The organism is Halomarina oriensis, from assembly GCF_009791395.1.
GTDB lineage: Archaea > Halobacteriota > Halobacteria > Halobacteriales > Haloarculaceae > Halomarina > Halomarina oriensis.
This window is the reverse complement of sequence record NZ_WSZK01000015.1, coordinates 119,432-144,346: the sequence shown is the minus strand read 5'-3', so window position 1 is coordinate 144,346 and position 24,915 is coordinate 119,432. Positions and strand designations below refer to the sequence as shown.

General features: G+C 67.6%; 25 protein-coding genes. 16 read left to right on the top strand and 9 right to left on the bottom strand.

Going from position 1 to position 24,915, the window contains the following annotated elements:
* The first annotated feature begins 239 nt into the window (after positions 1–239).
* A complete protein-coding gene (locus GQS65_RS21350) occupies positions 240–635 on the top strand; it encodes a hypothetical protein (RefSeq protein WP_199268418.1) in 396 nt (131 codons plus the stop codon).
* Between the two features lie 31 nt (positions 636–666).
* On the opposite strand, the gene uvrB is transcribed toward GQS65_RS21350, so the two are convergent.
* Positions 667–2,721, bottom strand: a complete 2,055-nt coding sequence (uvrB, locus tag GQS65_RS07320; protein ID WP_158204001.1) for an excinuclease ABC subunit UvrB — start codon at positions 2,719–2,721, stop codon at positions 667–669.
* 390 nt (positions 2,722–3,111) lie between these two features.
* Here uvrB and GQS65_RS07315 point away from each other — a divergent pair, with 390 nt between their 5' ends.
* Entirely contained in the window at positions 3,112–3,543 is a 432-nt protein-coding gene (locus tag GQS65_RS07315) for a cupin domain-containing protein (protein WP_199268417.1), read from the top strand.
* Between the two features lie 395 nt (positions 3,544–3,938).
* Here the strand turns inward: GQS65_RS07315 and GQS65_RS07310 are convergent, their stop codons facing one another.
* Positions 3,939–4,088 carry a 50S ribosomal protein L40e gene (locus GQS65_RS07310; protein WP_158203999.1) on the bottom strand — a complete coding sequence of 50 codons (150 nt, stop codon included), beginning with the start codon at positions 4,086–4,088 and terminating at the stop codon, positions 3,939–3,941.
* Between the two features lie 272 nt (positions 4,089–4,360).
* Between GQS65_RS07310 and GQS65_RS07305 the strand changes: the two genes are divergently transcribed.
* From GQS65_RS07305 to GQS65_RS07295, 3 genes are all read left to right on the top strand, one after another.
* The gene (locus GQS65_RS07305; RefSeq protein WP_158203998.1) at positions 4,361–5,392 is read left to right on the top strand and encodes a hypothetical protein; all 1,032 of its coding nucleotides are present in this window, start codon (positions 4,361–4,363) and stop codon (positions 5,390–5,392) included.
* Between the two features lie 44 nt (positions 5,393–5,436).
* Positions 5,437–5,733, top strand: coding sequence for a hypothetical protein (locus tag GQS65_RS07300; protein WP_158203997.1), 297 nt, complete (start codon positions 5,437–5,439; stop codon positions 5,731–5,733).
* A 65-nt stretch (positions 5,734–5,798) separates the two neighbouring features.
* Positions 5,799–6,221, top strand: a complete 423-nt coding sequence (locus tag GQS65_RS07295) for a luciferase domain-containing protein (RefSeq protein ID WP_158203996.1) — start codon at positions 5,799–5,801, stop codon at positions 6,219–6,221.
* 8 nt (positions 6,222–6,229) lie between these two features.
* Here the strand turns inward: GQS65_RS07295 and GQS65_RS07290 are convergent, their stop codons facing one another.
* The gene (locus GQS65_RS07290) at positions 6,230–6,751 is read right to left on the bottom strand and encodes a DUF367 family protein (RefSeq protein ID WP_368279931.1); all 522 of its coding nucleotides are present in this window, start codon (positions 6,749–6,751) and stop codon (positions 6,230–6,232) included.
* A gap of 98 nt (positions 6,752–6,849) precedes the next feature.
* Between GQS65_RS07290 and GQS65_RS07285 the strand changes: the two genes are divergently transcribed.
* Entirely contained in the window at positions 6,850–7,221 is a 372-nt protein-coding gene (locus GQS65_RS07285; protein WP_158203995.1) for a nuclear transport factor 2 family protein, read from the top strand.
* A gap of 54 nt (positions 7,222–7,275) precedes the next feature.
* Here GQS65_RS07285 and GQS65_RS07280 read toward each other — a convergent pair whose 3' ends face one another.
* Together GQS65_RS07280 and serS are read right to left on the bottom strand one after the other, a co-directional pair.
* Positions 7,276–8,061: a YihY/virulence factor BrkB family protein gene (locus GQS65_RS07280; protein ID WP_158203994.1), complete on the bottom strand. Its 786-nt coding sequence runs from the start codon at positions 8,059–8,061 to the stop codon at positions 7,276–7,278.
* Between the two features lie 135 nt (positions 8,062–8,196).
* Positions 8,197–9,579, bottom strand: a complete 1,383-nt coding sequence (gene serS / locus GQS65_RS07275) for a serine--tRNA ligase (protein ID WP_158203993.1) — start codon at positions 9,577–9,579, stop codon at positions 8,197–8,199.
* A 160-nt stretch (positions 9,580–9,739) separates the two neighbouring features.
* On the opposite strand from serS, the gene GQS65_RS07270 reads away from it, so the two are divergent.
* The 3 genes from GQS65_RS07270 to GQS65_RS07260 all read left to right on the top strand — a co-directional run bounded on the left by GQS65_RS07270 (position 9,740) and on the right by GQS65_RS07260 (position 13,228).
* Positions 9,740–10,657, top strand: a complete 918-nt coding sequence (locus GQS65_RS07270) for an MBL fold metallo-hydrolase (RefSeq protein WP_158203992.1) — start codon at positions 9,740–9,742, stop codon at positions 10,655–10,657.
* 149 nt (positions 10,658–10,806) lie between these two features.
* Positions 10,807–12,723, top strand: coding sequence for a cation:proton antiporter domain-containing protein (locus tag GQS65_RS07265; protein ID WP_368279930.1), 1,917 nt, complete (start codon positions 10,807–10,809; stop codon positions 12,721–12,723).
* A gap of 73 nt (positions 12,724–12,796) precedes the next feature.
* Positions 12,797–13,228 carry a PaaI family thioesterase gene (locus tag GQS65_RS07260; RefSeq protein ID WP_158203991.1) on the top strand — a complete coding sequence of 144 codons (432 nt, stop codon included), beginning with the start codon at positions 12,797–12,799 and terminating at the stop codon, positions 13,226–13,228.
* 8 nt (positions 13,229–13,236) lie between these two features.
* On the opposite strand, the gene GQS65_RS07255 is transcribed toward GQS65_RS07260, so the two are convergent.
* Entirely contained in the window at positions 13,237–14,235 is a 999-nt protein-coding gene (locus GQS65_RS07255; RefSeq protein WP_158203990.1) for a BtrH N-terminal domain-containing protein, read from the bottom strand.
* A 114-nt stretch (positions 14,236–14,349) separates the two neighbouring features.
* Between GQS65_RS07255 and GQS65_RS07250 the strand changes: the two genes are divergently transcribed.
* A complete protein-coding gene (locus GQS65_RS07250) occupies positions 14,350–14,706 on the top strand; it encodes an ArsR/SmtB family transcription factor (RefSeq protein WP_158203989.1) in 357 nt (118 codons plus the stop codon).
* Positions 14,699–15,517: an arsenite methyltransferase gene (arsM, locus tag GQS65_RS07245; protein ID WP_158203988.1), complete on the top strand. Its 819-nt coding sequence runs from the start codon at positions 14,699–14,701 to the stop codon at positions 15,515–15,517. The genes GQS65_RS07250 and arsM overlap by 8 nt, the downstream gene beginning before the upstream one ends.
* Before the next feature lie 52 nt (positions 15,518–15,569).
* Here the strand turns inward: arsM and GQS65_RS07240 are convergent, their stop codons facing one another.
* Positions 15,570–16,703 (bottom strand): thiolase family protein, encoded by a 1,134-nt coding sequence (locus tag GQS65_RS07240; protein ID WP_158203987.1) that lies wholly within the window; start codon positions 16,701–16,703, stop codon positions 15,570–15,572.
* 225 nt (positions 16,704–16,928) lie between these two features.
* On the opposite strand from GQS65_RS07240, the gene GQS65_RS07235 reads away from it, so the two are divergent.
* The 4 genes from GQS65_RS07235 to GQS65_RS07220 all read left to right on the top strand — a co-directional run bounded on the left by GQS65_RS07235 (position 16,929) and on the right by GQS65_RS07220 (position 21,809).
* Positions 16,929–18,701 carry a flippase activity-associated protein Agl23 gene (locus GQS65_RS07235; RefSeq protein ID WP_158203986.1) on the top strand — a complete coding sequence of 591 codons (1,773 nt, stop codon included), beginning with the start codon at positions 16,929–16,931 and terminating at the stop codon, positions 18,699–18,701.
* 258 nt (positions 18,702–18,959) lie between these two features.
* Positions 18,960–20,396 carry an ATP-binding protein gene (locus tag GQS65_RS07230; RefSeq protein ID WP_158203985.1) on the top strand — a complete coding sequence of 479 codons (1,437 nt, stop codon included), beginning with the start codon at positions 18,960–18,962 and terminating at the stop codon, positions 20,394–20,396.
* Positions 20,397–20,399: 3 nt separating this feature from the next.
* A complete protein-coding gene (locus tag GQS65_RS07225; RefSeq protein ID WP_368279928.1) occupies positions 20,400–21,224 on the top strand; it encodes an MBL fold metallo-hydrolase in 825 nt (274 codons plus the stop codon).
* Between the two features lie 78 nt (positions 21,225–21,302).
* Positions 21,303–21,809 carry a phosphoribosyltransferase family protein gene (locus GQS65_RS07220; protein WP_158203984.1) on the top strand — a complete coding sequence of 169 codons (507 nt, stop codon included), beginning with the start codon at positions 21,303–21,305 and terminating at the stop codon, positions 21,807–21,809.
* Between the two features lie 20 nt (positions 21,810–21,829).
* Here the strand turns inward: GQS65_RS07220 and GQS65_RS07215 are convergent, their stop codons facing one another.
* Together GQS65_RS07215 and GQS65_RS07210 are read right to left on the bottom strand one after the other, a co-directional pair.
* Positions 21,830–22,777, bottom strand: a complete 948-nt coding sequence (locus tag GQS65_RS07215; protein WP_368279925.1) for a DUF5787 family protein — start codon at positions 22,775–22,777, stop codon at positions 21,830–21,832.
* Positions 22,778–22,833: 56 nt separating this feature from the next.
* Positions 22,834–23,100 carry a hypothetical protein gene (locus tag GQS65_RS07210; protein ID WP_158203983.1) on the bottom strand — a complete coding sequence of 89 codons (267 nt, stop codon included), beginning with the start codon at positions 23,098–23,100 and terminating at the stop codon, positions 22,834–22,836.
* A gap of 579 nt (positions 23,101–23,679) precedes the next feature.
* Here GQS65_RS07210 and GQS65_RS07205 point away from each other — a divergent pair.
* Positions 23,680–24,906, top strand: coding sequence for a translation initiation factor IF-2 subunit gamma (locus tag GQS65_RS07205; RefSeq protein ID WP_158203982.1), 1,227 nt, complete (start codon positions 23,680–23,682; stop codon positions 24,904–24,906).
* Positions 24,907–24,915 lie beyond the last annotated feature (9 nt).

Genomic DNA, 24,915 nt, shown 5'->3' with positions numbered 1-24,915 from the left:
AGCGAGCTTGGAATAGCTAAAACAAATTTGTTTTACGACCGCCTGGAGTTGCGACGCGTCGACGACCACGCCGCTGTTGGCCACGGATTGATACACCGACCGGGTGACCCTCCCCGAGACTGGCATGAACGAGCAGCAGCACATCGCGGTCGACTTCGACGCTACGCTCACGCAGGGCGAGGAGGACGACCGGACGACCGGACGGCCGGACGACCGAGGCTCCGGCCCCCGACGAGGAGATGGTCCACTGGGTCGACGAGCAGTACGACGCGGGCCACACCATCATCGTCTGGACCGCCCGGCCGTGGGACGCGGCCAATCAGACGGTTGCCCGCCTCACCGAGTGGGGCGTCGAGTGGCACGGCATCCGGATGGAGAAGGGCTACGCGGACATGTCCGTCGACGACAAGGGGACGACGCCCCGCGAGCAACTGCTCGACGGGGACTACGACGGCGACAGCGAGGGGTCTGACGACCCCTCGGGCAACCGGACTGCGTCCGGTGACGGCGAACTCGACGTGAACGAACGCGACGGGCCGGACGGCGGGGTGACCGTCGACGGCGAGACGTCGGCCGGTGACTCCGAAGTAGAAGCGAGCGCGGAGTCGGACGGGGCGGTACCCGGCGAGGACTGAGCACGTCGCACTGCGTCGCCCGGAGCGTCGCTCAGAACTCTTCTGCGGGTGCCGGGACGCCCTCCTCCTCGCGGTCGAGTTCGTACGCCTCGCTGACCGTCCGGATGCGGTCGCGGATGTCGGCGGCGAGTTCGAACTCCAGGTTGGAGGCGGCCTCGTTCATCCGGCGTTCGAGGTCCGCGACGTACTCCTCGGCCTCCTCGGCGCTGTCGGGGTCGACGTCGGCGACGTTCTTCGTGTCGGTCTTGCTCCCCGGCAGGTTCGTCTCGCCGACGTCCTTCTCGATGGTCGTCGGCGTGTAGCCGTGGTCTTCGTTGAACTGCTGTTGAATCTCACGACGGCGCTGGGTCTCGTCGATGGCGGCGGCCATCGCGTCGGTGGTGTCGTCGGCGTAGAGGACGACTTCGCCGTTGACGTTTCGCGCCGCACGCCCCATCGTCTGGACGAGCGTGGTCTCCGAGCGGAGGAACCCCTGCTGGTCGGCGTCGAGGATGGCGACGAGGCTCACCTCGGGGATGTCCAGCCCCTCCCGGAGCAGGTTGATGCCGACGAGCACGTCGAACTCGCCGAGACGGAGGCCTCTGACCAACTCGTGGCGCTCCAGCGTGTCCGTCTCGTCGTGCATGTACTCGACGGCCACGCCCGACTCTTCGAGGTACTCGGTCAGGTCCTCGGCCATCCGTTTGGTGAGTGTCGTGACGAGGACGCGTTCGTCGCGTTCGATGCGCTCGTCGATGCGGTCGAGCAGGTCCTCGACCTGCCCCTCGGCGGGTGAGATGTCGACCTTCGGGTCGACGAGGTGCGTCGGGCGGACGATCTGTTCGACGATCTGCTCGCTCTGTTCGCGTTCGTAGTCGCCCGGCGTCGCCGAGACGTAGAGCAGGTTGTCGGTCTTCTCCTCGAACTCCTCGAAGCTGAGCGGGCGGTTGTCGTACGCCGTCGGCAGGCGGAAGCCGTTGCCGACCAGCGAGTCCTTGCGGGACTTATCGCCCGCGAGTTGCCCCTTCACCTGCGGGAGCGTGACGTGTGACTCGTCGACGACGGTGAGGAAGTCGTCGGGGAAGTAATCGAGCAGCGTGTACGGGGCGTCCCCCGGCTGTCGGTCGTCGAGGTGGACGGAGTAGTTCTCGATGCCCGAGCAGTAGCCCGTCTCGCGCATCATCTCGACGTCGAACGTCGTGCGCTCCTCGATGCGCTGGGCGGCGAGCAGGTCGCCCGAGCGCTCGAAGTAGCTCACGCGCTCGTGCATCAGGTCCTCTATCTCGGCGATGGCCTCCTCCATGCGCGCTTCGGGCAGCGAGTAGTGCTCCGCCGGGTGGACGAGGACGGCCTCCTGCTCGCCTTTCGCCTCGCCTTCGAGCGGGTCTATCTTCTGCATCCGGTCTATCTCGTCGCCCCAGAACTCCACGCGGACGGCGTAGCGACCGTACATCGGGTACACCTCGACGGTGTCGCCGCGAACCCGGAACGTGCCCTGCGTGAAGTCCACGTCGTTGCGCTCGTAGTTCAGGTCGACGAGCCGTTTCAGGAGTTCGTCGCGGTCGATGGACTGGTCGGCTTCGAGGCGCAGCGCCATGTCCTCGTACGTGTGCGGGTCACCGAGACCGTAGATGGCCGACACGGAGGCGACGACGATGACGTCGTCACGCGTCAGCAGCGACCGGGTCGCGGAGTGGCGTAGCCGGTCGATCTCGTCGTTGATGGAGGCGTCCTTGTCGATGTAGGTGTCCGTCTGCTCGACGTACGCCTCGGGCTGGTAGTAGTCGTAGTAGCTGACGAAGTACTCGACGGCGTTGTCGGGAAACAGGTTCCGGAACTCGTCGTAGAGCTGTGCGGCGAGCGTCTTGTTGTGCGCGATGACGAGCGTGGGCTGTTGAATCTCCTCGACGACCCACGAGACGGTGTTGGTCTTCCCCGACCCCGTCACCCCCAGCAGCGTCTGTTCGCTCATCCCCTGTCGGTAGCCGTCGGCCAACTGCTCGATGGCTTCCGGCTGGTCACCGGCGGGGTCGAACGGTGCCTCGACACGGAACGGTCGGTCCTTCCCCGGCCGGTCTGGCTGCAACGGAGACCCAGCGTCACTCATTGTCCGATGGTGGAGTCGCGCGTACTTGAGGCGCACGCCAGCGGAGTGGACGTGTGGGTGGGGTGGTGCTAGCTGCAGAGTGTGGGTCTCACGTCCCAAACTCAGCCGGGCCTATACGAGAGTATGCCACGAGACGGACAGTCCCAATTGTAACCTCTCTGACTAGTTTATACCGACAGGTAGCGTACCCCGCCCGTCATGCCATCGACCGACAGCCATCAGACCGGTGAAACAAACGACGAGACAAGTACTGCGACGGACTCGACGGGTGGTGTGGTCCGCCGAACGGTACTGAAAACCAGCGCAGTCGTGCTCGGAGCGCTCATGTTGAACGCACCAGCGGCAGCGACTCAGTCCCGCTCCGAGAACGAACCAACGGGGAGAAACGAGGTGGACGAACCCGAAGGATTCAGCGTCGAACTGCTCGCGCCTCATGCGGCGTTCCCGGACAGCGTCGCTGCAGGGTTCTTGGTGGACTACGAAGAGAGCGACCTGGGACCCATCACGTCGCTGCTTCCGTTCGACGCGTCGAGCGTCGTTCTCGCAAAAGTGACCTGGCAGCCGGGCGGGACGTCCGGGTGGCACACCCACCCCGGACCGGTTATCGTGACCATCACCGAGGGAGAACTCGAACTCATCAACGAGCGTGACTGCGTTGCTCGGACCTACACAGCAGGGCAGGCGTTCATCGACCCCGGACAGGGAAACGTCCACATCGCAGCAAACTCAAGCACCACCGAGCAGGCCGTCGCGTACGCGACGTTCCTCGGCGTGCCCGACGGGAAACCGGCGACGATATGGGTCGAACCGGTCGAGTGCTGACGGCTCGGCGCTAAACGCCGTGTTACACACGCGGCACGCGTCTATCGAACCACGTTCACACGCTCGACCGACGACTTCAGTACAACGAGTCGTACCGCGAGCGAACGGAGTTCCCGCGAACGAAGCGAGCGGGAGCACGGAAGACGAGCGGAGCGAGTCCTCCGGAGTGAGCGAGCGGGGTGACGACCGAGCGGAGCGCTCGGGGAGCGCGAAGTGAGGGAGGAATCCTTTTGGTCCCATTGTGAGACGCGGAGCGTCTCACAGGCTCCCAGAAGCTTCGTCACCGGCGGCGAAGCCGCCGGTTGCCAGCGGGACTACGTCCCGCGCGCTTGCTGGGAGAGCTTTTACCCTGTCGGGGTCGCTGTGCGACCCCGGCGCGGGCATAAAAGGTCGTTTTAGACCGCGCGGCGCTCTTTCGCCTTCGGCCGGAGGTTCTTGTAGCCGCACTTGCGGCACTTCGTCGCCTCGGGGGAGTTGCGGGCGTTACAGCGCATGCAGATCATCTTGTTCAGCATCCGCGCTTCTGCTTCCTCGAAACTGGCCATGTGCGATTCTCTTGACGGGCGCGGTTAAGGATTGCGAGTGCTGGCTAGGTGGTGTCGATGGGGTCGTTTCACCGAGACTGGTGTCGTGACCGCCTCGGAAGCCCCCGGACGCTCGACGGCTGTGACTCGCTGCGCGCTTCGTTCGCGCTGCTCACTCCAGTGCTTGCTTCGTCTCGCTCGCCGAGCGCCCGGCCCCTTCCAGTCCCACCCGTGGTCCGTGCGGTCGGTCGGCCCACACCAAACGGTAAGCCTGCGCCACCCGACGAACGGGTATGTCGCTGTACGATTCGGTGGCGGACCTGTCGCTGGTCGTCGAGGACCACGAACGAACGACCCAAGAGCGTGCCACTTCCTCGGGGTTCGACCGGATGTCGACGACCGTCGCGCTGTCGGGGGCGGGCGAGACGGGGAAAGGCGAGGACGTCACTTACGACACCGAGGACCACGAGCGACTGGTGGGCCACGACCTCGACCTCGCCGGCGAGTACACGCTCTCGGGGTTCTCCGAGTACCTCGACGACGTCGAGTTGTTCCCCGAACCGGCGGAACGCGAGGCGTCGTACCACTACCGCCGCTGGGGGTTCGAGAGCGCGGCGCTCGACCTGGCGCTCCGGCAGGCCGACACCGACCTGGCGAGCGTGCTCGACCACGAGCACGACTCGCTCCGGTTCGTCGTCTCGACGCGACTCGGCGACGACCCGAGCACGGACCGCCTGGACGACATCCTCGACGTCTACCCCGACACCGAGTTCAAACTCGACCCGACCAGCGAGTGGGACGACGCGCTGGTCGCCGACCTGGCGGACTACCCGGTGCGCATCCTCGACCTGAAGGGCCAGTACCACGGAACCACGGTCGACCAGGACCCCGACCCGGCGCTGTACGAACGTGTCGTCGAGGGCTTTTCCGACGCCGTCGTCGAGGACCCGGCGCTGACCGACGAGACCCGACCCATCGTCGAGGGGGCCGCGGAGCGCATCTCGTGGGACGCGCCCATCACGAGCGTCGAGACCATCGAGGACCTCCCGTTCGAGCCGTCGTGGCTCAACGTCAAACCGTCGCGGTTCGGCACCGTCGAGTCCCTCCTGGACAGCATCGAGTACGCCCGTGACCGCGGGACGTCGCTCTACGGCGGCGGGCAGTTCGAACTCGACGTGGGGCGTGGGCAGATTCAGCGTCTCGCGTCGGTGTTCTACCCCGAGACGCCCAACGACGTCGCACCGAGCGACTACAACGACCCGGACGTCCCCACGGGACTGCCGACCAGTCCGCTCACGCTCGCGGGGACTCGCGGGTTCCGCTGACGCGCCGGCGAACGTTTACGTTCCTGTGACTGTCACGTCCGTTCGTGCGCCTCGTCGTACGGTCCTCGCTCGTGCTCCGCGACGGCCGCGGTCCGTTCCTGTTCGCCGTCGTGCTCCTCGGTACGGGGTGTTCGTTCGTCGGCCTCGGACCGACGCTCCCGGTGGCCGTGAGCGACCTCCTCGCGCTGGCTATCGTCGTCTCCGGGGTCGGGTTCGGTGGGTTCGTGACGACGACGCCGGCCCTCGCCGAGCGCCACGCTGCGAGCGGCCGCTACCGGGTGACCGCCGACGCGGGCCGTCTCACCGGGGACGCGAGCGGGGCCGACGAACCCTCAGAGTAGCTTAATATCTCCGACCGCGTAGCCTTGGTATGAGTTCTCGTACCGAATCAGATGCGTCCCTCCGTATGGAACCCCTCGTCGACGAGGTGAGCCGGTGGCCCGGCGTGACGGTCGAACCGGGTCGGAGCGGCGGCCGGGTGTTCTCGCTCGGCAGTCGTGAGGTCGGGGCGGCGACGTTCGGCGGCCGGGTGGCCGTGACGTTCGGCCGTCTCCTCCACGAACCGCTCGTGGACGCTCGCTGGACGACCCCGGACCCGTTGACGCCGGCCTCCGGGCGGACGGTGTTCCGCGTCCACAGTGACATGGAGGTCGAGCGCGCCCGGTCGTTGCTCCGTCTCTCGTATCTCTACCACGCGCTCTCTCGACCGAACACCCCGGAAGGACGGGCAGCACTCGACGCGCTCGAACTGGAGTCCGACCTCGACAGTCTCTCGCCGCCGTGGGTCGTCCGCGAGCGGTTGACGAAACTCGCCACGAGCGAGTCGTAGTCACCGACTCACTCCTCGCCCGCGTCGAGGTACTCCTGCTGGACGGCGACCACTTCCTCGGAGTTCGCACAGTCGGCGTAGCGCTCCAGTGGCTCCGCGTTGAGTTCGAGGAAGGTGTGGCCCCAGCGGAACTTCGAGAGGATGGCCTCGGCCTGGTCGCGTTCGCCGAGGATGCAGAGTGCGCCGGCGAACGCCTCGACGGTGTTCAACTGGAACGGCGTCCCGTAGTTGACGGGGTTGGCCGCGACGAGGAAGGGCAGCGCGCGGTGGCGACCACGGAGGTCGAACGCCTCGCGCTCGGCGGTCTCCCACGAGCAGTCGAGCGCCACGAGCGCCTCGAAGCCCGGTTCGTCTGCCGTGGGGGCGGCGTCCCCCGGTGCGAGCGCCTGCTCGGCGAACGGGTTGAGCACGATACCGGTCGGTGTCGCGCGTGCCGAGCGGTGTAGCTCCGCGAGGTCGAAGCGCGCGAGCTTTCGGGCCGAACACTTCTTCGGGTCGTCGTCGCCCTCGTACCGGACGTGCAGGTCCACACGACGAGTTACCGACGGTGTGAGAAAAACACGCCGTTCGCCGGTCGGCCGGGTCGCGGTCACGAGCGTTTTTGCGACCGGCCGTCGACACGCTCCGTATGGACCCCTCCACGCTCGCCCGGTCGTACTACCGCGCCATCGACGACGCCGCGGACGCCACGGACGACGCGCTCGGCGACCTGCTCGCGCCCGCGTTCGTCCACGACCGGCCGGACCGGACCATCGAGGGCCGCGACCGGTTCGTCCGGTTCATGCGCGAGGAGCGTCCGGCGACCGACACTACGCACGAACTCGATGCGGTGTACGTTCGAGACGACTCGCCGAGCGACGCGGACGACTCCGGGGACGTGCGCGAGGTGGCCGTCCGGGGGCGACTCCTGCGAGCGGACGGGAGCGAGTGGTTCGGGTTCGTCGACGTGTTCGCCGTCGCCGACGGACGAGTGACGCGGCTGACGACGTACACACACTGACGGGGCTCCGACAGGTGGACGGACCGTCCCGACCGGCCTCCGCGAGGCCCTCCGTCAGGCCCGAGTCGGCCGCGGTCCGAGAACGTAGTTGAGCGTCGTGCCGACCAGCAGTAGGATGCCGGCGAAGTAGAGGAAGGTGACGAACAGCAACACCGCACCGAGGAAGCCGTAGGCGGCGTACTTCCCGGAGCCGGCGAGGTACGCCTGGAAGACGAACTGGAGGACGAGCCAACCGACGGCGGCGACGGCCGCGCCCGGGAGCGCTCGTCGGACCGTCATGTCCGTCTCCGGAAGGACGTAGTACAGCGGCAGGAGACCGACGGTGAGGCCCACGAGCAGCGCCAGCGCGCCGAGGAGGTTCGGGTACGGGACCATCTCTAGGACGCCCCCGCGAAGCACCACACCGACCGCGATCATCAGGCCGACGGCGAACACGACCCCGACCAGCGTGACGAGGCCGTCCGTGACCTGGTCGACCAGTGATGGGTCGTCGACGGTCGCGTATATCTCCGCGAACGCGACGTCGAGTCCCCGGACGACCTTGATGGCGCTCCAGACGACCAGGAGGAATCCGACGATACCCGCACCGGTTCGTCCCGCACCGGCCGACAGCGCCTGCTGGACGACCTCCTCGCCGCTTCCCGAGAGGAACGACCCCACCTGCTCGACGACGAGCGAGGTGAACGCCTCGCCGCCGACGATGGAGCCGAGTATCAGGAACAGGACGACCAGCGGAATCGCCGAGGCGAACGCGTAGTAGGCGAAGCCGGCCGCGAGCAGGGTCAGGTTGCGGTCCTGGGCGACCGAGACGACCGACTTCACCGTGGACGTCGTGTTCATCACTGTCAGCACTCGACGCCCGCGAGCCACAAACCGCTGGTCCCTGCGACGTGAGCGACTCCGCTCCGGTAGCGTGACTGTCACGTCCTCCGTCTAGTCGGGTCGAAGGGGTTCAGACCGCGGAGCGAGGACCGACTACTCGCGGTCGCCGCTCCCCAGTGCGCTCTCGCCGACCGGGTCGTGACCCTCGATGGTCTCCTGACCGCCCACGTACGGTCTGAGGGCCTCGGGCACTGTCACGGTGCCGTCGTCGTTCTGGTAGTACTCCAGGATGGCGACCATCACGCGCGGCAGGGCGAGGCCCGACCCGTTGAGCGTGTGGAGGTACTCCGCGCTCTCGTGACGCTCGGGACGGTACCGGATGCCCGCACGTCGGGCCTGGAAGTCCTCGAAGTTCGACACCGACGAGACTTCGAGCCACCGGCCGCCCTCCTCGGGGCCGTCGTCCTCGTCGTTGCCGGGTGCCCACACCTCGACGTCGTACTTCTTCGCCTGCGTGAACCCGAGGTCGCCCGTACACATCTCCAGGATGCGGTAGGGCAGACCGAGCTCCCTGAGGACCTCCTCGGCGTCGTCGAGCAGGCCCTCGAACGCCTCGTAGCTCTCGTCGGGCCGGACGAACTGGACCATCTCCACCTTGTTGAACTGGTGGACGCGGACGATGCCTCTGGTCTCGGTGCCGTGTTCGCCCGCCTCACGCCGGAAGTTCGGCGAGTACGCCTGGTGTTTCAGCGGCAGGTCGTCGTCGAGCAGTATCTCGTCGCGGTACATGTTCGTCACCGACACCTCCGCCGTCGGACAGAGCCAGAGGTCCGAGTCGTCGTACGCCTCGGTGTTCGCCCCGCCCAGTCGGTAGGCGTCGTCGACGAACTTCGGGAACTGGCCCGTTCCGGTCATCGACCGCGAGTTGACCGGGATGGGTGGGAAGACGTCGACGTAGCCCTGTTCGCGGTGGACGTCGAGGAAGAACTGGACGAGCGCGTGTTCGAGGCGCGCACCGTCGCCCTTCAGGAAGTAGAAGCCGCCGCCGCTGACCTTCGCGCCACGCTCGAAGTCCAGCACGTCGAGGTCCTCGCCGATATCGTAGTGGGGGACCACGTCGTCGGGCAGTTCGCGCAGGTCGTCGAACCCCTCGCGCCGGCGTTCGACGTTCTCGGCTTCGGTCTGTCCGACCGGCACGTCCTCGTGGGGAACCATCGGCAGTTCGAGCAGCGCGGCTTCGAGTTCGCCTTCGAGTTCGTCGGCGCGCTCTTCGACCGTCTCCAGTTCGTCTTTCAGTTCGCTCGACCGGTCGATGGCCTCCTGGGCCGCCTCCTCCTCGCCGTCGCGTTTGAGTGTCCCGATGCGCTGGCTGACCTCGTTGCGTTCGTGTCGCAGGTCGTCACCACGGGCCTTGAGCGAGCGCCACTCCTCGTCGACGTCGAGGACGTGGTCGAGGTCGACGTCCGTGACGCCCTTGTTCTGGAGGGCGTCACGGACGACCTCCGGGTTCTCCCGGACGAACTGTCTGCTGAGCATACTCGCCGGTTCCGCCGGTCCGGCCAAAGGCGTGTCGCATCTGTGGTTCGGGGTCGCAGTGGGGTTGGGGGCGTCCGACTCGTCGTCTCGCTCGGGCCCGACGTAGCGTCCAAGCGCTGGACCCGACCGATTTTTCACTGCCTCCGACGCACCTCCGGACATGGCAATCGGTGACCTCGTCGAAGTCGAGACGGGCAGTTGCGAGGACCTCCACTTCCTCGACGTGGGGATGTACGACACCCCCGAGTACGGTGGCGTCTACGTCCTCGACGCCGAGCGACCGGCCGTCGTCGAGACGGGACTGGGGACCCGCGCCGCGGACATCCTCGACGCGATGGCACGGGTCGGCATCGCCCCCGAGGACCTCGACGTCGTCGCGGTCACCCACGTCCACCTCGACCACGCGGGCGGTGCGGGCCACCTCGCACGGGCCTGCGAGAACGCCGAGGTGGTCGTCCACGAGACGGGGGCACCGCACCTCGCCGACCCCTCACGGTTGGTCGAGGGGACGAAGGCGGCCGTCGAAGACCAGTGGCAGTACTACGACGACCCCATCCCGGTGCCCCACGAGCGCATCCGGGAGGTGACCGACGGTGACGTCGTCGACCTGGGCGACCACGAACTGCGCGTCCACCACGCGCCGGGCCACGCCCCCCACCAGGTCGTCTTCGAGGACCCCGCCAACGACGCCGTCTTCGCCGCCGACGCGGCGGGCATCTACGTCCCGCAGTTGGACGACGTCGTCCAGACCACCCCGCCCGCGCAGTTCCACTTCGAGAGGGCGCTCACGGACGTCGACCTGCTCCGCGAACTGGCCCCCGAGACGCTGCTGTTCACGCACTTCGGGTCGGCCGAGACCGACGGACTGCTCGACCGGTACGAGGCGGTCCTGTCGGAGTGGGTCGCCGACGTCGAGGCCGCGCGCGAGGAACTGGGCGACGACGAGGCGGTCATCGAACGGTTCCAGCGCGAGACCGAGATGGGCGACGTCTGGAGCGAGCGGAAGGCACGCGCCGAGACGCGCCTGAACACGCGCGGCGTGCTCGGCTACCTCGACTACCGCGACCGCGACGATTGACCGGCGTCCATCTCCCGTGCAACGTCAACCGAACCGAGCGAGAGCTGGACGAACGTCCGTTCTGTCGCTGGTGGTGGTCGGAAAGCGCTCGACGGAACCGGTGGGGGTTTAGTGGTCGGGGACGACGCTGACGGCGAGGACCCGAAACAGTGGCCAGTGAACTCATCCCCCTCGTCGCCGGTATCATCGCCCTCGGCGTGGTCTCGCAGATACTCGGAGACCGCTTCAGGACACCGAGTATCATCTTCCTCATCGCCGCCGGCCTGCTGCTGGGGCCGGTCTCGGGCTTCTTCCTCCCCGAACCTATCGTCTCGCAGGCGACGTTCGGTGAGTCGCTGTCGGCCATCGTCGGTCTCTCGGTCGCCATCATCGTCTTCGAGGGGGCGTTCCACCTCAAGATAGACAAACTGCGGGAAGCGCCGGCCGAGACCATCCGTCTCGTCACCGTCGGCGCGGTCATCGCGCTGGTCGGGACGGCTATCGTCGTGAAACTGGCGCTCCCTGCGGAGTGGGACGTCGCCTTCCTCATCGGGGCGTTGCTCGTCGCCACCGGGCCGACGGTCATCGCGCCGATTCTGGAGGTCGTCCCGGCCCGTGACCGGGTCGAGGCGGCCCTGGAGACGGAGGGTATCGTCAACGACGTCACGGCGGCCATCATCGCCGTCGTCGTCTTCGAGGTGGTCATCGGCCACACCGGTGAGAGTGGCCTCGTCGCAGGGTTCGTCGAGCGTCTCGGTATCGGCATGCTCGTCGGCGTCGTCGTCGCGGGCGGGCTCTACTACGCCATCCGGTACGTCGACCTCTCGCCACAGAGCGCTCCGCAGAACGCCCGCCTGCTCGTGCTCGCCGGTGCGCTCGTCTCCTACGGCGCGGCCGACTACTTCGCCACCGAGGCGGGCCTGCCAGCCGTCGCGACCGCAGGCATCCTGCTGGGCAACGCCGACCTCCCGTACGAAGAGGACATCACCGACTTCAAAGGCGACATCACGCTCATCGTGTTGTCGTTCGTGTTCATCGCGCTGGCGGCGTTGCTCCAGCCTCAGGAGGTCATCGACCTGGGCATCGGTGGCATCATCGTCGTCGTGGTCGTCGCAGTGGTCATCCGGCCGCTGCTGGTGTTCGTCTCGCTGTTCGGCGACCGGTTCACGACCGGTGAGAAGCTGTTCATGAGCTTCGTCGGGCCACGCGGTATCATCCCGGCGTCCGTGGCGACGCTGTTCGCCGTCGAACTCCGTGCGGAAGCCGCCGGCATCCGGGCCGGCGACATCGCCGGGACGGCGGCGGAGGCGGCGGCACTCGACAGCGCCGCCACGCTGCTCGTCGGCACCGTCTTTCTGGTCATCATGGCGACGGTCGTGTTCGAGGCCGGCCTCGCCCGCTACATCGCGGAGTACCTCGACATCATCCCTATGCGCGCAATCATCATCGGAGGCGGCACCGTGGGCCGTGCGCTCGCGGACCGTCTCGAAGACCGTGGAGAGAACGTCGTCATCGTCGAAGAGACCGTCGAGATACTCGAACTCGCTCGCAACGAGGGGCACACCGTCATGCAGGGTGACGGCACCGACATCGACGTGTTACAGTCGGCCGGGGCCGGGAAGGCCAGCACGCTCGTCGCCGCCACCGGCGACGACGACGTGAACCTGCTGGTCTCACAGCTCGCGGACTCCCGGTTCGACATCGAAACCATCGTCTCGCGGGTCAACAACGCGAACAACGTCGACGCGTTCGAGGACCTCGGCGTCCGGACCGTCGCCCCGACGACGGCGACGGCCCAGGCCATCGACAACCTCATCGAACGCCCGGCGCTGGCGAAGTGGACCTCCGGTATCGGCGAGAACGGCGACGTCCAGGAGGTCGAGGTCACCTCCGAGGACCTCGTGGGCCGGTCGGTCCGCGAGGTCGGTCCCGAACTGCCCGGTGGGTGTCTCATCACGCTCGTCGCTCGGGACGGCGAGGTGCAGGTCCCCAACGCGGACTTCGTCCTCGACCGTGGCGACCGTATCACCATCATCGGCGACCGCGAGTCGGTCCGCGAGGCGATGGTGTTCTGTCACCCCGAGTGACTCGTCTCGCGTCCTGTATCGCAGTTCTTCGCCGTTCCGACACGCCCTTGGCCGAACCGCCCGAGCGACGGGTATGAGCCTCGTCGACGCCTTCTTCGACTCCATCCCGTTCGCCAACCACCTCGGCATCGAACTCGACGAGGTGGGTGACGGACGTGCCGTGGGTCACGTCGACCTGCAGGAAGAACACTCCTCGAACCCGGGCAGCATGATCGCCCACGGTGGCGTCGCGTACTCGCTGGCCGATACCATCGGTGGGGCCGCCGTCGTGGACCTCAACGAGACGGTGACACCGACCATCGACATGCGCATCGACTACCTCGCACCGGCGACGGGCGAGCGGTTGGTCGCCGAGGCCGAAGTGACGCGCAATGGGAACAGCGTCGCCACCGTCACCGTCGACATCGAGGACGGGTCGGACACGCACGTCGCCACCGCTCGGGGTGTCTACAAGACGGGCGGCGTCAGCGGCGAGACGCCGTGGACGGCCGGGCAAGAGCGGTAGGCCGTCGCTCAGTTCGCCGAATCGAGTATCGACTGGTAGAGTCGCGCCTCGCGGTCCGCGAGTCGTCGAATCTCGCCCGCCGCCTCGTCGATGCCGTCGCGCAGTTCTCGGTCCTCGTCCGCTTCGCTCGCCTGTTTCAGTGTTTCGCCGACGGCCGTCCACTCCTCGGCGATGGCGGCCATCTCCTCGGTGACGTCGTCGCCGAACGGGTGGTCGACGGCCCGGAAGAAGTCACGCTGGAGGCCACGGAACGCGCCGCCGCCCGTCCCACGTCGCTCGACGTTCTGGTAGGCGAACCGGACGGTCCACGCGGGGTCGGGAAGCTGCATCCACGACGCCATGTCCGAGACGAGGCGCTGGATGCCCGCGAGGCCGTGGACGCCGACCGTTCCGGGGTCGTAGCGGCCCGTCCCCGGTCGGAGCATCGAGCGGGCCATCTCGACGGTGGCCTCCTCGACGGCGGTGTCGAGGTCCGCACCGAGTTCGGGGTCGGTGACGACGACGTAACGGTTCTGCAACGGGACCATCGCCCGGGAGTTCATCGCCCCACGGAGGTCCGCGACCGGAACCCGCTGGGGGTCGTCGAACTCGCTGTCCGAGAGGATTGCCTCACCCTCGTCGTACCCGACGACGAGCAGCGAGTGAGGCGCGAAGTGGGTCTCCGTGTCGAAGTAGGGGAGGTCGTAGATATCCGTGAAGACGAGAACGGGGTGGCCCTCGTCGATGCGTTCACGGACGTCGGTCCACGTCTCGTCCCAGTCCGCACCCTCGCGTTCGACGTGTGGTATCTCCAGCGTGTGGAAGAACGCGCGTTCGAGGGAGACGGGTCGGCCGAAGAACGCCCGGTGTGGCGAGTCGTCGAGTTCGAAGAAGGTGAAGCCGAGACCGGAGGCGAGGCCGAAACAGGTCTCCTCGTCGAGGCCCCAGTCGTAGTAGCGTGCGAGGTTCGACAGCGACGTCGAGCCACAGTGGCGGCCCGTCGCGTGGTCGTAGCCCAAGCGTTCCATGTCCGAGGCTGTCGGGGGCGGCCGATAACCGTTCCGTCCTGCTACCGGCCGACGAGCAGTTCACCACTGCCGACAGCGCTATATTAGCAGCTGCTAATATTAGCAGTAGCTAAAATGAACTCTCAAACTCCGGTCACCGACGAGACGGGTGAGGCGTGCTGTTCGATGCCGGTCGACGTCGCAGAGGACACCGTCGCGACCGACGTGGCACTGCTCTCGGCGATGGGGAACGACACGCGCTACGAGGCGTTGCGCATCGTGGCGAGCGCATCGGACGGCGTCTGTGTCTGTGAACTCCAGCCAGCACTCGGCGTGAGTCAGGGCGCGGTCAGTCAGGCGCTCTCCCGACTGCACAGCGCCGGGTTGGTCTCTCGGCGAAAGGAGGGCCGCTGGCGCTACTACAGCGTCACCCCCGTCGCGGTACGACTGCTCGACACGCTCGACGACGTTCGAGGTGGCGACGATGAGTGACCCCGACGGAGCAGTCCGGAGCGCGGCCGACCAGCGCCGTCTCGTCCGCGAGCGCTACGCCGGTATCGCTGCCGAAGGGAGCGGTGGTGGCTGTTGTGCCGACGGCTGTGAGTGCGGATGCGACTCGTCGAGCGCCGACGAGCAGTCGCGAGCGGTCGGGTACGACGACGAGGCCCTCGATTCGGTCGTCGAAGGGGCGAACCTCGGACTCGGCTGTGGCAACCCCACGGCTATCGCGAACCTGAACGCGGGCGAGACGGTCCTCGACCTCGGGTCCGGTGCGGGGTTCGACTGCTTCCTCGCCGCGCAGGCGGTCGGTCCGACCGGGCGCGTCCTCGGCGTCGACATGACGCCCGAGATGGTCGAGAAAGCCCGCGAGAACGCGAGACGGAACGACGCCGAGACCGTCGAGTTCCGGCTCGGCGAAATCGAACACCTGCCGGTCGCCGACGAGGCAGTCGACGTCGTCGTCTCGAACTGCGTCGTCAACCTCTCACCCGACAAAGAACGGGTGTTCGCCGAGGCGTTCCGCGTCCTCCGGCCCGGTGGCCGGGTCGCCATCTCGGACGTCGTCCAGACCGCGCCGTTCCCCGACGACGTGCGCGAGGACCCCGAGGCGCTGGCTGCCTGCGTCTCGGGTGCGGCGACCGTCGCCGACCTCGAAGAGATGCTCGACACGGTCGGATTCGAAGCCGTCGCTATCGCTCCGAAAGACGAGAGCGCCTCGTTCATCCGCGAGTGGAACGACTCGCGAGACCTGAGCGAGTTCCTCGTCTCGTCGGCCATCGAGGCGCGAAAGCCGCGCAGATAGCCGTCGCTCAACGCTCCTGCCACGTCGCACTAAAAAATCTGGTTGGTGAGTCTTACCGGCTGAACTCGATGGCCATTCCCTGTCCGAAGCCGACGCACTCCGTGGCGATGCCGCGTTCGGCGTCGCGCTTGATCATCTCGTGGACGAGCGTGACGGGCAGGCGAGCACCGGTCGCACCGAGCGGGTGGCCGAGCGCGATGGCCCCGCCATTGACGTTGAACTTCTCGTCGTCGATACCGAGTTCGCGCTGGCAGTAGAGACACTGGCTGGCGAACGCCTCGTTCAGTTCGACGAGACCGTAGTCCTCGATTGTTCGACCCGAGCGTTCGAGCAGGTCCTCGACGGCGGGGACGGGACCGATGCCCATCACTTCCGGTTCGACACCGGCGACGCTGTTGTTGCCGATTTCGGCGAGCACGTCGAGGTCGTTGTCTTCGGCGAACGCCTTCGAGGTGACGAGTAGCGCGCTCGCACCGTCGGTAATCTGCGAGGCGTTGCCGGGCGTGACACTGCCCTCCGACTTGAAGACGGTCGGGAGTTCGCCCATCTTCTCGCGGCTCACGTCGTGGCGGATACCCTCGTCCTCGCTGACGGTGCCCTCGTCGGTCTCGATGGGGATGATTTCGTCGCCGAAGCGACCGGACGTGGTCGCCTCGCTGGCGCGCTGGTGGCTGCGGAACGCGTAGTCGTCCTGGTCCTCACGCGAGACGTCGTAGCGTTCTGCGACCTCTTCGGCGGTCATGCCCATCTGGAGCGCGGCGAGGTTGTAGTCCTCGTTCATCCGGAGGTGAATCTCGTTGTTCGCGCCCATCTTGGTGCGGGACATGTTCTCGACGCCGCCGGCGATGATGGCCTCGCGCTGGCCCGCGCGAACGGCGTCGGCCGCGCTGACGACGGCCTGTGCCGAGGAGGCACACCAGCGGTTGATGGTCGTGCCGGGGACGGACTCGCCGAGGTCCGACAGCAGCGCGACGATGCGCGCCATGTTGTTGCCCTGCTCGCCGCGCTGCTGTGCACAGCCGAGCATCAGGTCGTCGATGTCCTCGCCCGACAGACCGGTGTCGGCCAGAATCTCGTTGACGAGCGGAATCGTCAGGTCCTCGCTTCGTACGTCGGCGAACGCGCCGCCTTCCTTTCCGAAGGGGGTTCGGTACGCCCGGACGACGACGGGTGTCGTGTCGGCCATACCGGATGCAGGTGAGTCGCACACTTAAATTGCGGCAGAACGCCGCTCGCGGTTCTCGGAGTTTACCCACGGACGGCGACACGATCGGTCGGTTCGGCGGCGTCCCGCGACCGACGGCGGGCAGTAGAAGGATTCTTGCCGCGGTGCCTGAAACCCGTTGGCATGACCGACACGCCCTCCGCCGTCCGCCGGGCGACGACGCCACCGAGGGGTGGTCGCTGACCGATGGCGACGGACTCGCCGACCACGCGGGCGACCCGAGCGGGTCGCGTCCGGGCCACGCTCGACCGTCTCCCCGGTGGCACCACACTGCTCGCCGTCCTCGCTATCACGGCGGTGGGCCTGCTCGCCCGTCTCGTCGCGCTCGGCGACCGCATCGCACACCAGGACGAGGCACGGGTCGCCTACTGGATTCTCAGGTACACCGAGACCGGCGCGTTCGAGTACCGCGCCATCATCCACGGGCCGTTCCTGCCCATCGTCAACCGCTGGGTGTTCTCGGCGCTCGGCCCCTCCGACTTCTCCGCGCGACTCGTCGTCGCGCTCGTCGGGGCGTCGATGCCGCTGGCGGCGCTGCTGTTCCGCTCGCGGCTCCGTGACTCGGAAGTGGTCGCGCTGGCCCTGCTACTGGCGTTCAACCCGCTCCTGTTGTACTACTCGCGGTTCATGCGCAGTGACGTCCTCGTCGCGGCGTTCATGCTCGTCTCGCTCGGCGGCCTCGTCCGGGCGTACGACACCCGCCACCGCCGCTGGCTGGCCGTCGCCGTCGTCACCGCCGCCCTCGCGCTGAGCGCGAAGGAGAACGCACTGCTGTACCCGATGTGCTGGCTGGGGGCGGGGGTCTTCGTCCTCGACACCAGTCTCGTTCGGAACCGGGGCCGGGGGGTCCCCGCCCGCGAGACACTGGCGGGGTACGTCCACCGCGCCACCGGGGCCGAGACGTACGAACGGTCGAGGGACCGACTCGGCCTCCAGGGGGTCGGCTGGACGCTCACGGCCGTCGGACTGGCCGTCCTGTTTTTCGCGGTCGTCGTGTTCTTCTACGCGCCACGGGGTGGCGGCTACGGCGACCCCTACAGCGCCGGTGGACTGGACCTCTACGCGTCTCTCGGGTCGCTCCTCGCGGGCGACCCGTCGCCGTTTCTCGCGGTCGTCGAGGAGTCCACGGTCGGAGCCTGGGAGGAGTTCAACCGGTGGGTGACCGACCGTGAACACTCCTATCTCGAGTATCTCGGCCACTACCTGAAGACGATGGGCGTCGGTGCGCTGGCCGTCTCCGTGCTGGCGCTCGTCGGGGTCGCCGCCGACCGCTACGGCGAGTCGGGACCGCGGGCGCTCGTCACGCTCGGGTTCTTCTGGGGCCTGTTCTCGGTCGCGGGCTACCCCATCGTCACCGACATCAAAGCGCCGTGGGCGGCCGTCCACGCCGTCGTCGGCCTCGTCTTCCCCGCCGCCGTCGGTCTGGCGGTCCTGTATCGGTGGGGCGTCGACGCGTTCCGGACCGACGACCGGACCGGGGTGGCGCTCGCTGCCGTCGTCTTGCTCCTGGTCACCGCGCAGGTCGGCTACGCCGTCGGAACGACCGTCTACTTCACCGACCACACCGCAGACGACGACCAGCTCGTCCAGTACGCCCAGTCCTCGACGCCGGAACTGAAGACGCTCCTCGAAGGAGAGGTCGCCGACGTCTCCCGCGAGAACCGTGGGACGGACATCCTCTACTTCGGCGACGAGTTCTACACCGGCAACGAGTCGAAGGCCGACCACCCGTACCGGACGGGCAACTGGTTCGACCGCCTGCCGATGGCGTGGTACATCGAACAACAGCAGTACGAGACCCGTGCCCCCGGCGAACCGGAGGTTCGGGTCGACAGTCGGATTCGTGCGAGCGACGTTCAGCGGACTGCTCCCGAACGGCTCCCGCCCGTCGTCGTCACGCTCGCCGACCGACCGGGCAACGACGGGGGGGAACGCCTCGGACATCGAGCCGTATCTTGACGGCTACGAGAAACACACCTTCGAGCGCTACGGCTGGTCCAGCGAGTTCGTCGTCTTCGTCCGCGAGGACTGGCGGCAGTACGCCAGTGTCGAGTCGCGGGTGTTCGACGCACTCGACCCCGACGGTGGTAACCAGTCGGTCGCTCCGGCCCGAGTCGGCCGATAGACCACGCCGGTGTCGTCGACCGGCCGCGTGACCGCGCCGGCACGACCGCTCTCCGACGGTCTTATCACGCTCAAGCCGTAACTCTCCGGGAAATGACCGCCCCGGCGCTCGACGTCGTCGAACTGCTGTTGACAGCGCACGTCTACAGCGAGAACCGCAATCTCGACCCGGGCGACCTCCCCCCCGCGTATCGCCGCGCCTTCTGGAGCGCCGACGCGACCCCCGACGAGTCCTCCGGCCGCCCCGCGCCGGGTGGCATCGAACGGCCTCTCTCGACCACCGAGACGGCCGTCGCCGAGGCGACCGACCTCGCCCACCCCTGGGATGCCGTCTCGGACCTGATGTTCACCGAACGCACGGAGTTCTCCGGCGAAATCGGCTTCACCGACGTCGGGATGGCCCGAAAGTGGTTCGCCGAGCGGGCCGACGCCGAACGGCTGCTGGCGAACCCGACGCTCGCCCAGTTCTTCGAGGACGACGTCGAGGACGTCGACTACGAGGTCGCTCGCGCGAACAACCGCCCGGTCCACGCCGACCGGATCTGGATCGACAGCCTCCTCGACCAGATGTTCGACGAGGACGACGAGGAGATGCTCGACCTCGTGGAGGTCCGCGCCCCCGAGGAGGTCGAGATGACGCTCAACGACCTCGTGCTCACCGACGACCAGATGGGCGAGATCGGCAAGATCGTCAAAGCCATCGAGCACCGCGACTACCTCGCGCAGATCGGCCTCCGGGAGATCGGGAAACTGCTGTTCGTCGGCCCGCCCGGCACCGGGAAGACGAGTATCGCCCGCGCGCTGGCCCACGAACTCGACCTGCCGTTCGTCGAGGTGAAACTGTCGATGATAACGAGTCAGTACCTCGGCGAGACGGCCAAGAACGTCGACAAGGCGTTCATGGTCGCCAAACGGCTCTCGCCGTGTATCTTCTTCATGGACGAGTTCGACTTCGTGGCGAAGACGCGCTCGTCGGACGAACACGCCGCCATCAAGCGTGCGGTCAACACGCTCCTGAAGTCCATCGACGAGATCTCGCTCATCCGCGACGAGGTGTTGCTCATCGGGGCGACCAACCACCCGAACCAACTCGACTCGGCGGCCTGGCGGCGCTTCGACGAGATCGTCAACTTCCCCAAACCGGACGACGGGATGCGCTCGGACATCCTCCGGGTCATCACCCGGCAGATGGACATCGTGGACTTCGACCCCGACGCCCTCGCGGCCGAGACCGAGGGGCTGACGGGGAGCGACCTCCGACTCGTCCTCCGGGAGGCCGTCCTCGAAGCGCTCACCGAGGAGCGCACCACGCTCACCCAGCAGGACCTGCTGGACGCCGTCGAGGACTTCGAGGAGCGCGACAACCTGAAGAACCTCGACATGATGGACGACAGCGACGAACTCATCGCGGGCAACGGCCGCGATGCGGCCGGTGACGAGGACAAAGACGAGGACGACCACGACCACGGTGACGCCGACCACGCACACACCGACCACGACCACGCGCACGCCGACCACGGCCACGACTGACCCGTGGAGGTCACGCTGCTCGGCACCGGCGACACGACGGGGACGCCGACCGCCGGGTGTGGCTGTGACACCTGCGAGGCGGCCCGGCAGCGAGGCGTCGAGCGCTCGCGGTTCTCGGTCCACGTCCACAACGAGCGCACCGGCGAGTCGCTGCTGGTGGACTGCTCGCCGGACTTCCGCCACCAGTTCCTCGGCGAGGACGTCCCGCTCCCGGACGAGGCCGTCGTCAGCCACATCCACTTCGACCACCTCGACGGTCTGGGGAACGCCTACCGTCTGCTCGACTCGTTCCCGGTGTACGCCGCCGACGAGACCGACCCCGAGACCGGCGAGAGCGTCGCCGAGACGGTCCGGAGCAAGTTCGACTACCTCGACCGGGTGACGGTCCACCCGCAGACGCCGTTCGAGGCCTTCGAGTCCTGCGGGTTCGAGGTGACGCTGGTCCCCGTCGACCACCCGCCGCTGGTCTGTTACGGACTGACGGTCCGGGACCCGGAGACGGGAGCGACGCTGGCGCTGTCCGGTGACTCCTCGTACGCGATTCCCGACGACTCGCGGGCGGCACTCGCGGACGCCGACCTCCTGCTGGTCGACGGCATCGTCCCCGCTCGTCTCTGTGAGTACCACCCGCTCGGCGGCACCCACGAGGCCGACGACGGCACCCCACGGACGTTCGGGACGAAGCACATGACGTTCGAGGGTGCGCGGGCGCTGGCCGACGACCTGAACGCCGCCGACTACCGCATCGTCCACGTCTCGCACTTCCCGACGCCCGAGGAGGCGTTCGCCGAGGACGTCGCCGTCGACGGCGAGCGGTACACCCTCTGAGTTCGCCCGGCGACTCTCACCCCGTAGCGCCGACGGGTCGGCCGAAACGGACCTTAGCCGTGCCCACGAGTGAGGGGTATGGAGTACAGCTACTACCACCGTCGGCTCAACACCGACGCCGTCGGTCGGTACGACGTGACGCCGCTGTTCGCCGACCCGGGCGTGTTCGACAACCTCGTGACGGACGTCGGCCGCCCCGCGCCCGGCGACTGCACCCACGTCGCCGGCGTCGAAGCGCTCGGACTCGTGCTCGGCGCGGCCGTCGCCCGTGACCTCGGCTGTGGGTTCGTCCCGGTCCGGAAAGGCGGGAAGTTCCCGCTGCGCGACGAGGACCTCCACCGTCGCCAGCTCACCGACTACTCCGGCCGGACCAAGACGCTCGAACTCGCACGCGAACTGGTCGGTGAGGGTGACCGCGTCTTCGTCGTCGACGACTGGATAGAGACGGGGGCCCAGATGTGGGCGGCGGCCCACCTCGTCGAGGACGCCGGCGCGTCCGTCGCGGGGGTCAGCGTCCTCCGCGCCCACCGCGACGAACGGACCCGCGACCTCTTCGAGCGCTACGACGTCTCCTCTATCGGGTAGTGCCGTGAGGGGGCTCGTCGTCAGCGAAAGCGGTCGAGTCCCGACTGCCGGCGGACCACGCCCCGTGGGTTCCGGACCCACGGCGACGTCGCCGCTCGGAACGCGTCGAGGTCCACGTCACGCGTGCCGTCGGCACAGTCACAGGCGTGGCCCGGCCCGACGACACGTTCCTCGCGGGTACAGTACGGAATCGGCCCGACGCCGCCGAGTTCGAGACAGTCGACGTGCGGACAGTCGATGACCGGCACCCGCCAGCCCTTGCCGTAGGCGCGTTCGGCGACCCGGCGACGGAGACGGGCCTTCTCGGTGGCGTCGACCACCTCGACGTGCGTCTCCGTCCGGGATTCGCCGACGACCTCGACACCCGACTCCTCGGGAGCGAGCGGCGTGGCCTCGCGGACCACCTCGTAGCTACCGTCCTCGGGGTCGACGCGCCAGACGCCCACCTCCTCGGGGATGCGGTTGAGATGCGCACCGGTGACGTACGTGGCCGTCGCCAGGACGACTTCGTCGAGCAGGCCGAGCGAGACGTCCTTTCGCAACTGGGTCTCCAGGTCGCCGGGCCGCGAGAGGTCGGGTTTGTTCTCGACGCCGAGGAGTCGCCCGAACCAGTCGTCGGGGTATCGCGTCGTCTGGCGGACGTACTCGCGTGCGCCGCGCCGTTCCCGTTCGAAGAAGCCCGCGTCGACGGCCGCTTCGACCACCTCGCGGGCGTACTCGGGGTGGTAGTCGGCGAGCGCGTCGCGCCAGTAGCGCGCCCGGCCGGTTCCGACGTCGGCCTCGATGGCCGCCGCGGGGATGGTCGCGTCGGTGATACGGGTCCGCTCGGCGAACGCCGGGCCGGGTTCGACGAGTACGGTGTCGACGATGCGTCGGCTTCGCGTGCCGGTTCCGAGCTGGCGACTCACGAGGTGGCCGTCGCTCTCCAGTCGGGCACAGAGGCGCATCTCGAAGCCGAACTCGCGCACGCTCGGGGTTGGCGAGCGGGGGAGAAAAACGTCCGGTTCGCCACGCGGTCGGGCGCTCAGTACCGCTCCAGCACCGAACTCACCACCCACACCACGGCCATCGGGATGAGCAGCGGCAACAACACGACGACGGTGTACACTGCGACGATGCCGAGCGGCGTGGTCACGAGCAGCCACGCCAGCGCACCGACCGCGACCAGTGCACCGAGTGCGAGCACCAGCGCCGCGACTGGCACGTCGAGTCTCGGGAGTCGATACCCCACAGCGGGTTCCTGACCGGCCGTCTCGCCACCGGTCGTCCGTTCGACGGAAGTTCCCAGCACGGGTGGACGGACGCGACACGGGAGAAAAAGTGTTAGCAGAAATACAGTTAGGTTGGCGAACCAACTGAAGAACGTTTCAGTCCGGTTCCGGAAGCGACCGCTGGTCTCCCGGTGGTCGGTCACTCTTCGGTGACTGGAATCTCCTCGCCCGGCAGGTCGTCCTCGCCGCGGTCCACCACGTCGGTGACCTCCGTGAGGAGCAACGTCGCCAGTGCTCGCAGTGGTGGCATACCCGATTCTCGAAGACCGCCGTGAAAGGCGTTGTGGCGGTGTCTGACGGCCGTTCGACGGCCGTCGCACTCACTCACGAGAGGGGACCTGTCGGGAGGAGAGACTCACTGCTCGTCCGTTCGGTGTGACTCGGGTCGTCCGTTCGCGGTGTTCGAGGTCGGACGTGGGCGGGTCCTACGGACCCGCTGGCTCCACGGTCCGACCGGGGCCACGCTCGTCGCTCACTGACGCTCGCTCCTCACGTGAATCGCGTGAGACTCACTGTGTTCGTCGCACCGATTCTGGGTCGCTCCCCAGAACAGCAGTTTTAAATCCTTCACCGGACGACTTCCCCCTATTACTCTCGATATGACAGGGAACAACCGACAACCGGAGGTGAACATCGGTCTGGTCGGCCACGTCGACCACGGCAAGACGACGCTGGTGCAGGCGCTCAGCGGCGAGTGGACCGACCAGCACTCCGAGGAGATGAAACGCGGAATCTCCATCCGCCTCGGGTACGCGGACGCGACGTTCCGTCGGTGCCCTGGTATGGACGAGCCAGAGTGCTACACGGTCGACGAAGAGTGTGACAACGGGGAGCAAAGCGAGCGCGTCCGCACCGTCTCGTTCGTCGACGCACCGGGCCACGAGACGCTGATGGCGACGATGCTCTCGGGGGCGTCGATGATGGACGGTGCGGTGCTCATCATCGCGGCGAACGAACCCGTCCCGCAGGCACAGACCGCAGAACACCTGATGGCGCTCGACATCATCGGCATCGAGAACATCGTCATCGCCCAGAACAAGGTCGACCTGGTCGACGGCCAGCGGGCACGCGACAACTACGAGGAGATTCAGGAGTTCGTCGCGGGCACCGTCGCCGAGGACGCGCCCGTGGTCCCCATCTCGGCCCAGCAGGAGGTCAACATGGACCTGCTGATGCAGGCCATCGAGGAGGCGATTCCGACCCCCGAGCGCGACCCGGACGCCGACGCGCGGATGCAGGTCGCCCGCTCGTTCGACATCAACCGCCCCGGCACGACGTTCGAGAACCTGATGGGCGGCGTGCTCGGCGGCAGTCTCGTCGAGGGGCGTCTGGAGAAGGGCGACGACCTCGAACTCCGTCCCGGCCGCCGCATCGAGGAGGGGGGGCAGGCCGAGTACCACGAGATTCGGACGAGCGTTCGCTCGCTGCAGGCGGGCGGCAACATCGTCGACGAGGTCGGACCGGGCGGACTGCTCGGCGTCGGGACGGGTCTCGACCCGTCGCTGACGAAAGGTGACGCGCTGGCGGGACAGGTCGCCGGACCGCCCGGCAGTCTCCCGCCGACGTGGGACTCGTTCACGATGGAGGTCGAACTGCTCGACCGCCTCGTCGGTGGCGAGGACATCGAGGAGATATCGACCGGCGAACCGCTGATGCTCACCGTCGGGACGTCCACGACGGTGGGTGCGGTGACGAGCGCCCGCGACGACGAGGCCGAGGTGAACCTCAAACGCCCCGTCTGCGCCGAGGAGGGCGCGAAGATAGCGATCAACCGCCGCGTCGGGACGCGCTGGCGACTCATCGGCGTCGGGACGCTCACCGGATAGGAATGCACG

Excerpts from the sequence above, each read along its gene's own strand:
- GQS65_RS21350 (WP_199268418.1), top strand. The coding sequence starts at position 240 with ATGGTCCACTGGGTCGACGAGCAGTACGACGCGGGCCACACCATCATC.
- uvrB (WP_158204001.1), bottom strand. The coding sequence starts at position 2,721 with ATGAGTGACGCTGGGTCTCCGTTGCAGCCAGACCGGCCGGGGAAGGAC.
- GQS65_RS07310 (WP_158203999.1), bottom strand. The coding sequence starts at position 4,088 with ATGGCCAGTTTCGAGGAAGCAGAAGCGCGGATGCTGAACAAGATGATC.
- GQS65_RS07305 (WP_158203998.1), top strand. The coding sequence starts at position 4,361 with ATGTCGCTGTACGATTCGGTGGCGGACCTGTCGCTGGTCGTCGAGGAC.
- GQS65_RS07295 (WP_158203996.1), top strand. The coding sequence starts at position 5,799 with ATGGAACCCCTCGTCGACGAGGTGAGCCGGTGGCCCGGCGTGACGGTC.
- GQS65_RS07285 (WP_158203995.1), top strand. The coding sequence starts at position 6,850 with ATGGACCCCTCCACGCTCGCCCGGTCGTACTACCGCGCCATCGACGAC.
- GQS65_RS07280 (WP_158203994.1), bottom strand. The coding sequence starts at position 8,061 with ATGAACACGACGTCCACGGTGAAGTCGGTCGTCTCGGTCGCCCAGGAC.
- serS (WP_158203993.1), bottom strand. The coding sequence starts at position 9,579 with ATGCTCAGCAGACAGTTCGTCCGGGAGAACCCGGAGGTCGTCCGTGAC.
- GQS65_RS07270 (WP_158203992.1), top strand. The coding sequence starts at position 9,740 with ATGGCAATCGGTGACCTCGTCGAAGTCGAGACGGGCAGTTGCGAGGAC.
- GQS65_RS07260 (WP_158203991.1), top strand. The coding sequence starts at position 12,797 with ATGAGCCTCGTCGACGCCTTCTTCGACTCCATCCCGTTCGCCAACCAC.
- GQS65_RS07255 (WP_158203990.1), bottom strand. The coding sequence starts at position 14,235 with ATGGAACGCTTGGGCTACGACCACGCGACGGGCCGCCACTGTGGCTCG.
- GQS65_RS07250 (WP_158203989.1), top strand. The coding sequence starts at position 14,350 with ATGAACTCTCAAACTCCGGTCACCGACGAGACGGGTGAGGCGTGCTGT.
- arsM (WP_158203988.1), top strand. The coding sequence starts at position 14,699 with ATGAGTGACCCCGACGGAGCAGTCCGGAGCGCGGCCGACCAGCGCCGT.
- GQS65_RS07240 (WP_158203987.1), bottom strand. The coding sequence starts at position 16,703 with ATGGCCGACACGACACCCGTCGTCGTCCGGGCGTACCGAACCCCCTTC.
- GQS65_RS07235 (WP_158203986.1), top strand. The coding sequence starts at position 16,929 with ATGGCGACGGACTCGCCGACCACGCGGGCGACCCGAGCGGGTCGCGTC.
- GQS65_RS07230 (WP_158203985.1), top strand. The coding sequence starts at position 18,960 with ATGACCGCCCCGGCGCTCGACGTCGTCGAACTGCTGTTGACAGCGCAC.
- GQS65_RS07220 (WP_158203984.1), top strand. The coding sequence starts at position 21,303 with ATGGAGTACAGCTACTACCACCGTCGGCTCAACACCGACGCCGTCGGT.
- GQS65_RS07205 (WP_158203982.1), top strand. The coding sequence starts at position 23,680 with ATGACAGGGAACAACCGACAACCGGAGGTGAACATCGGTCTGGTCGGC.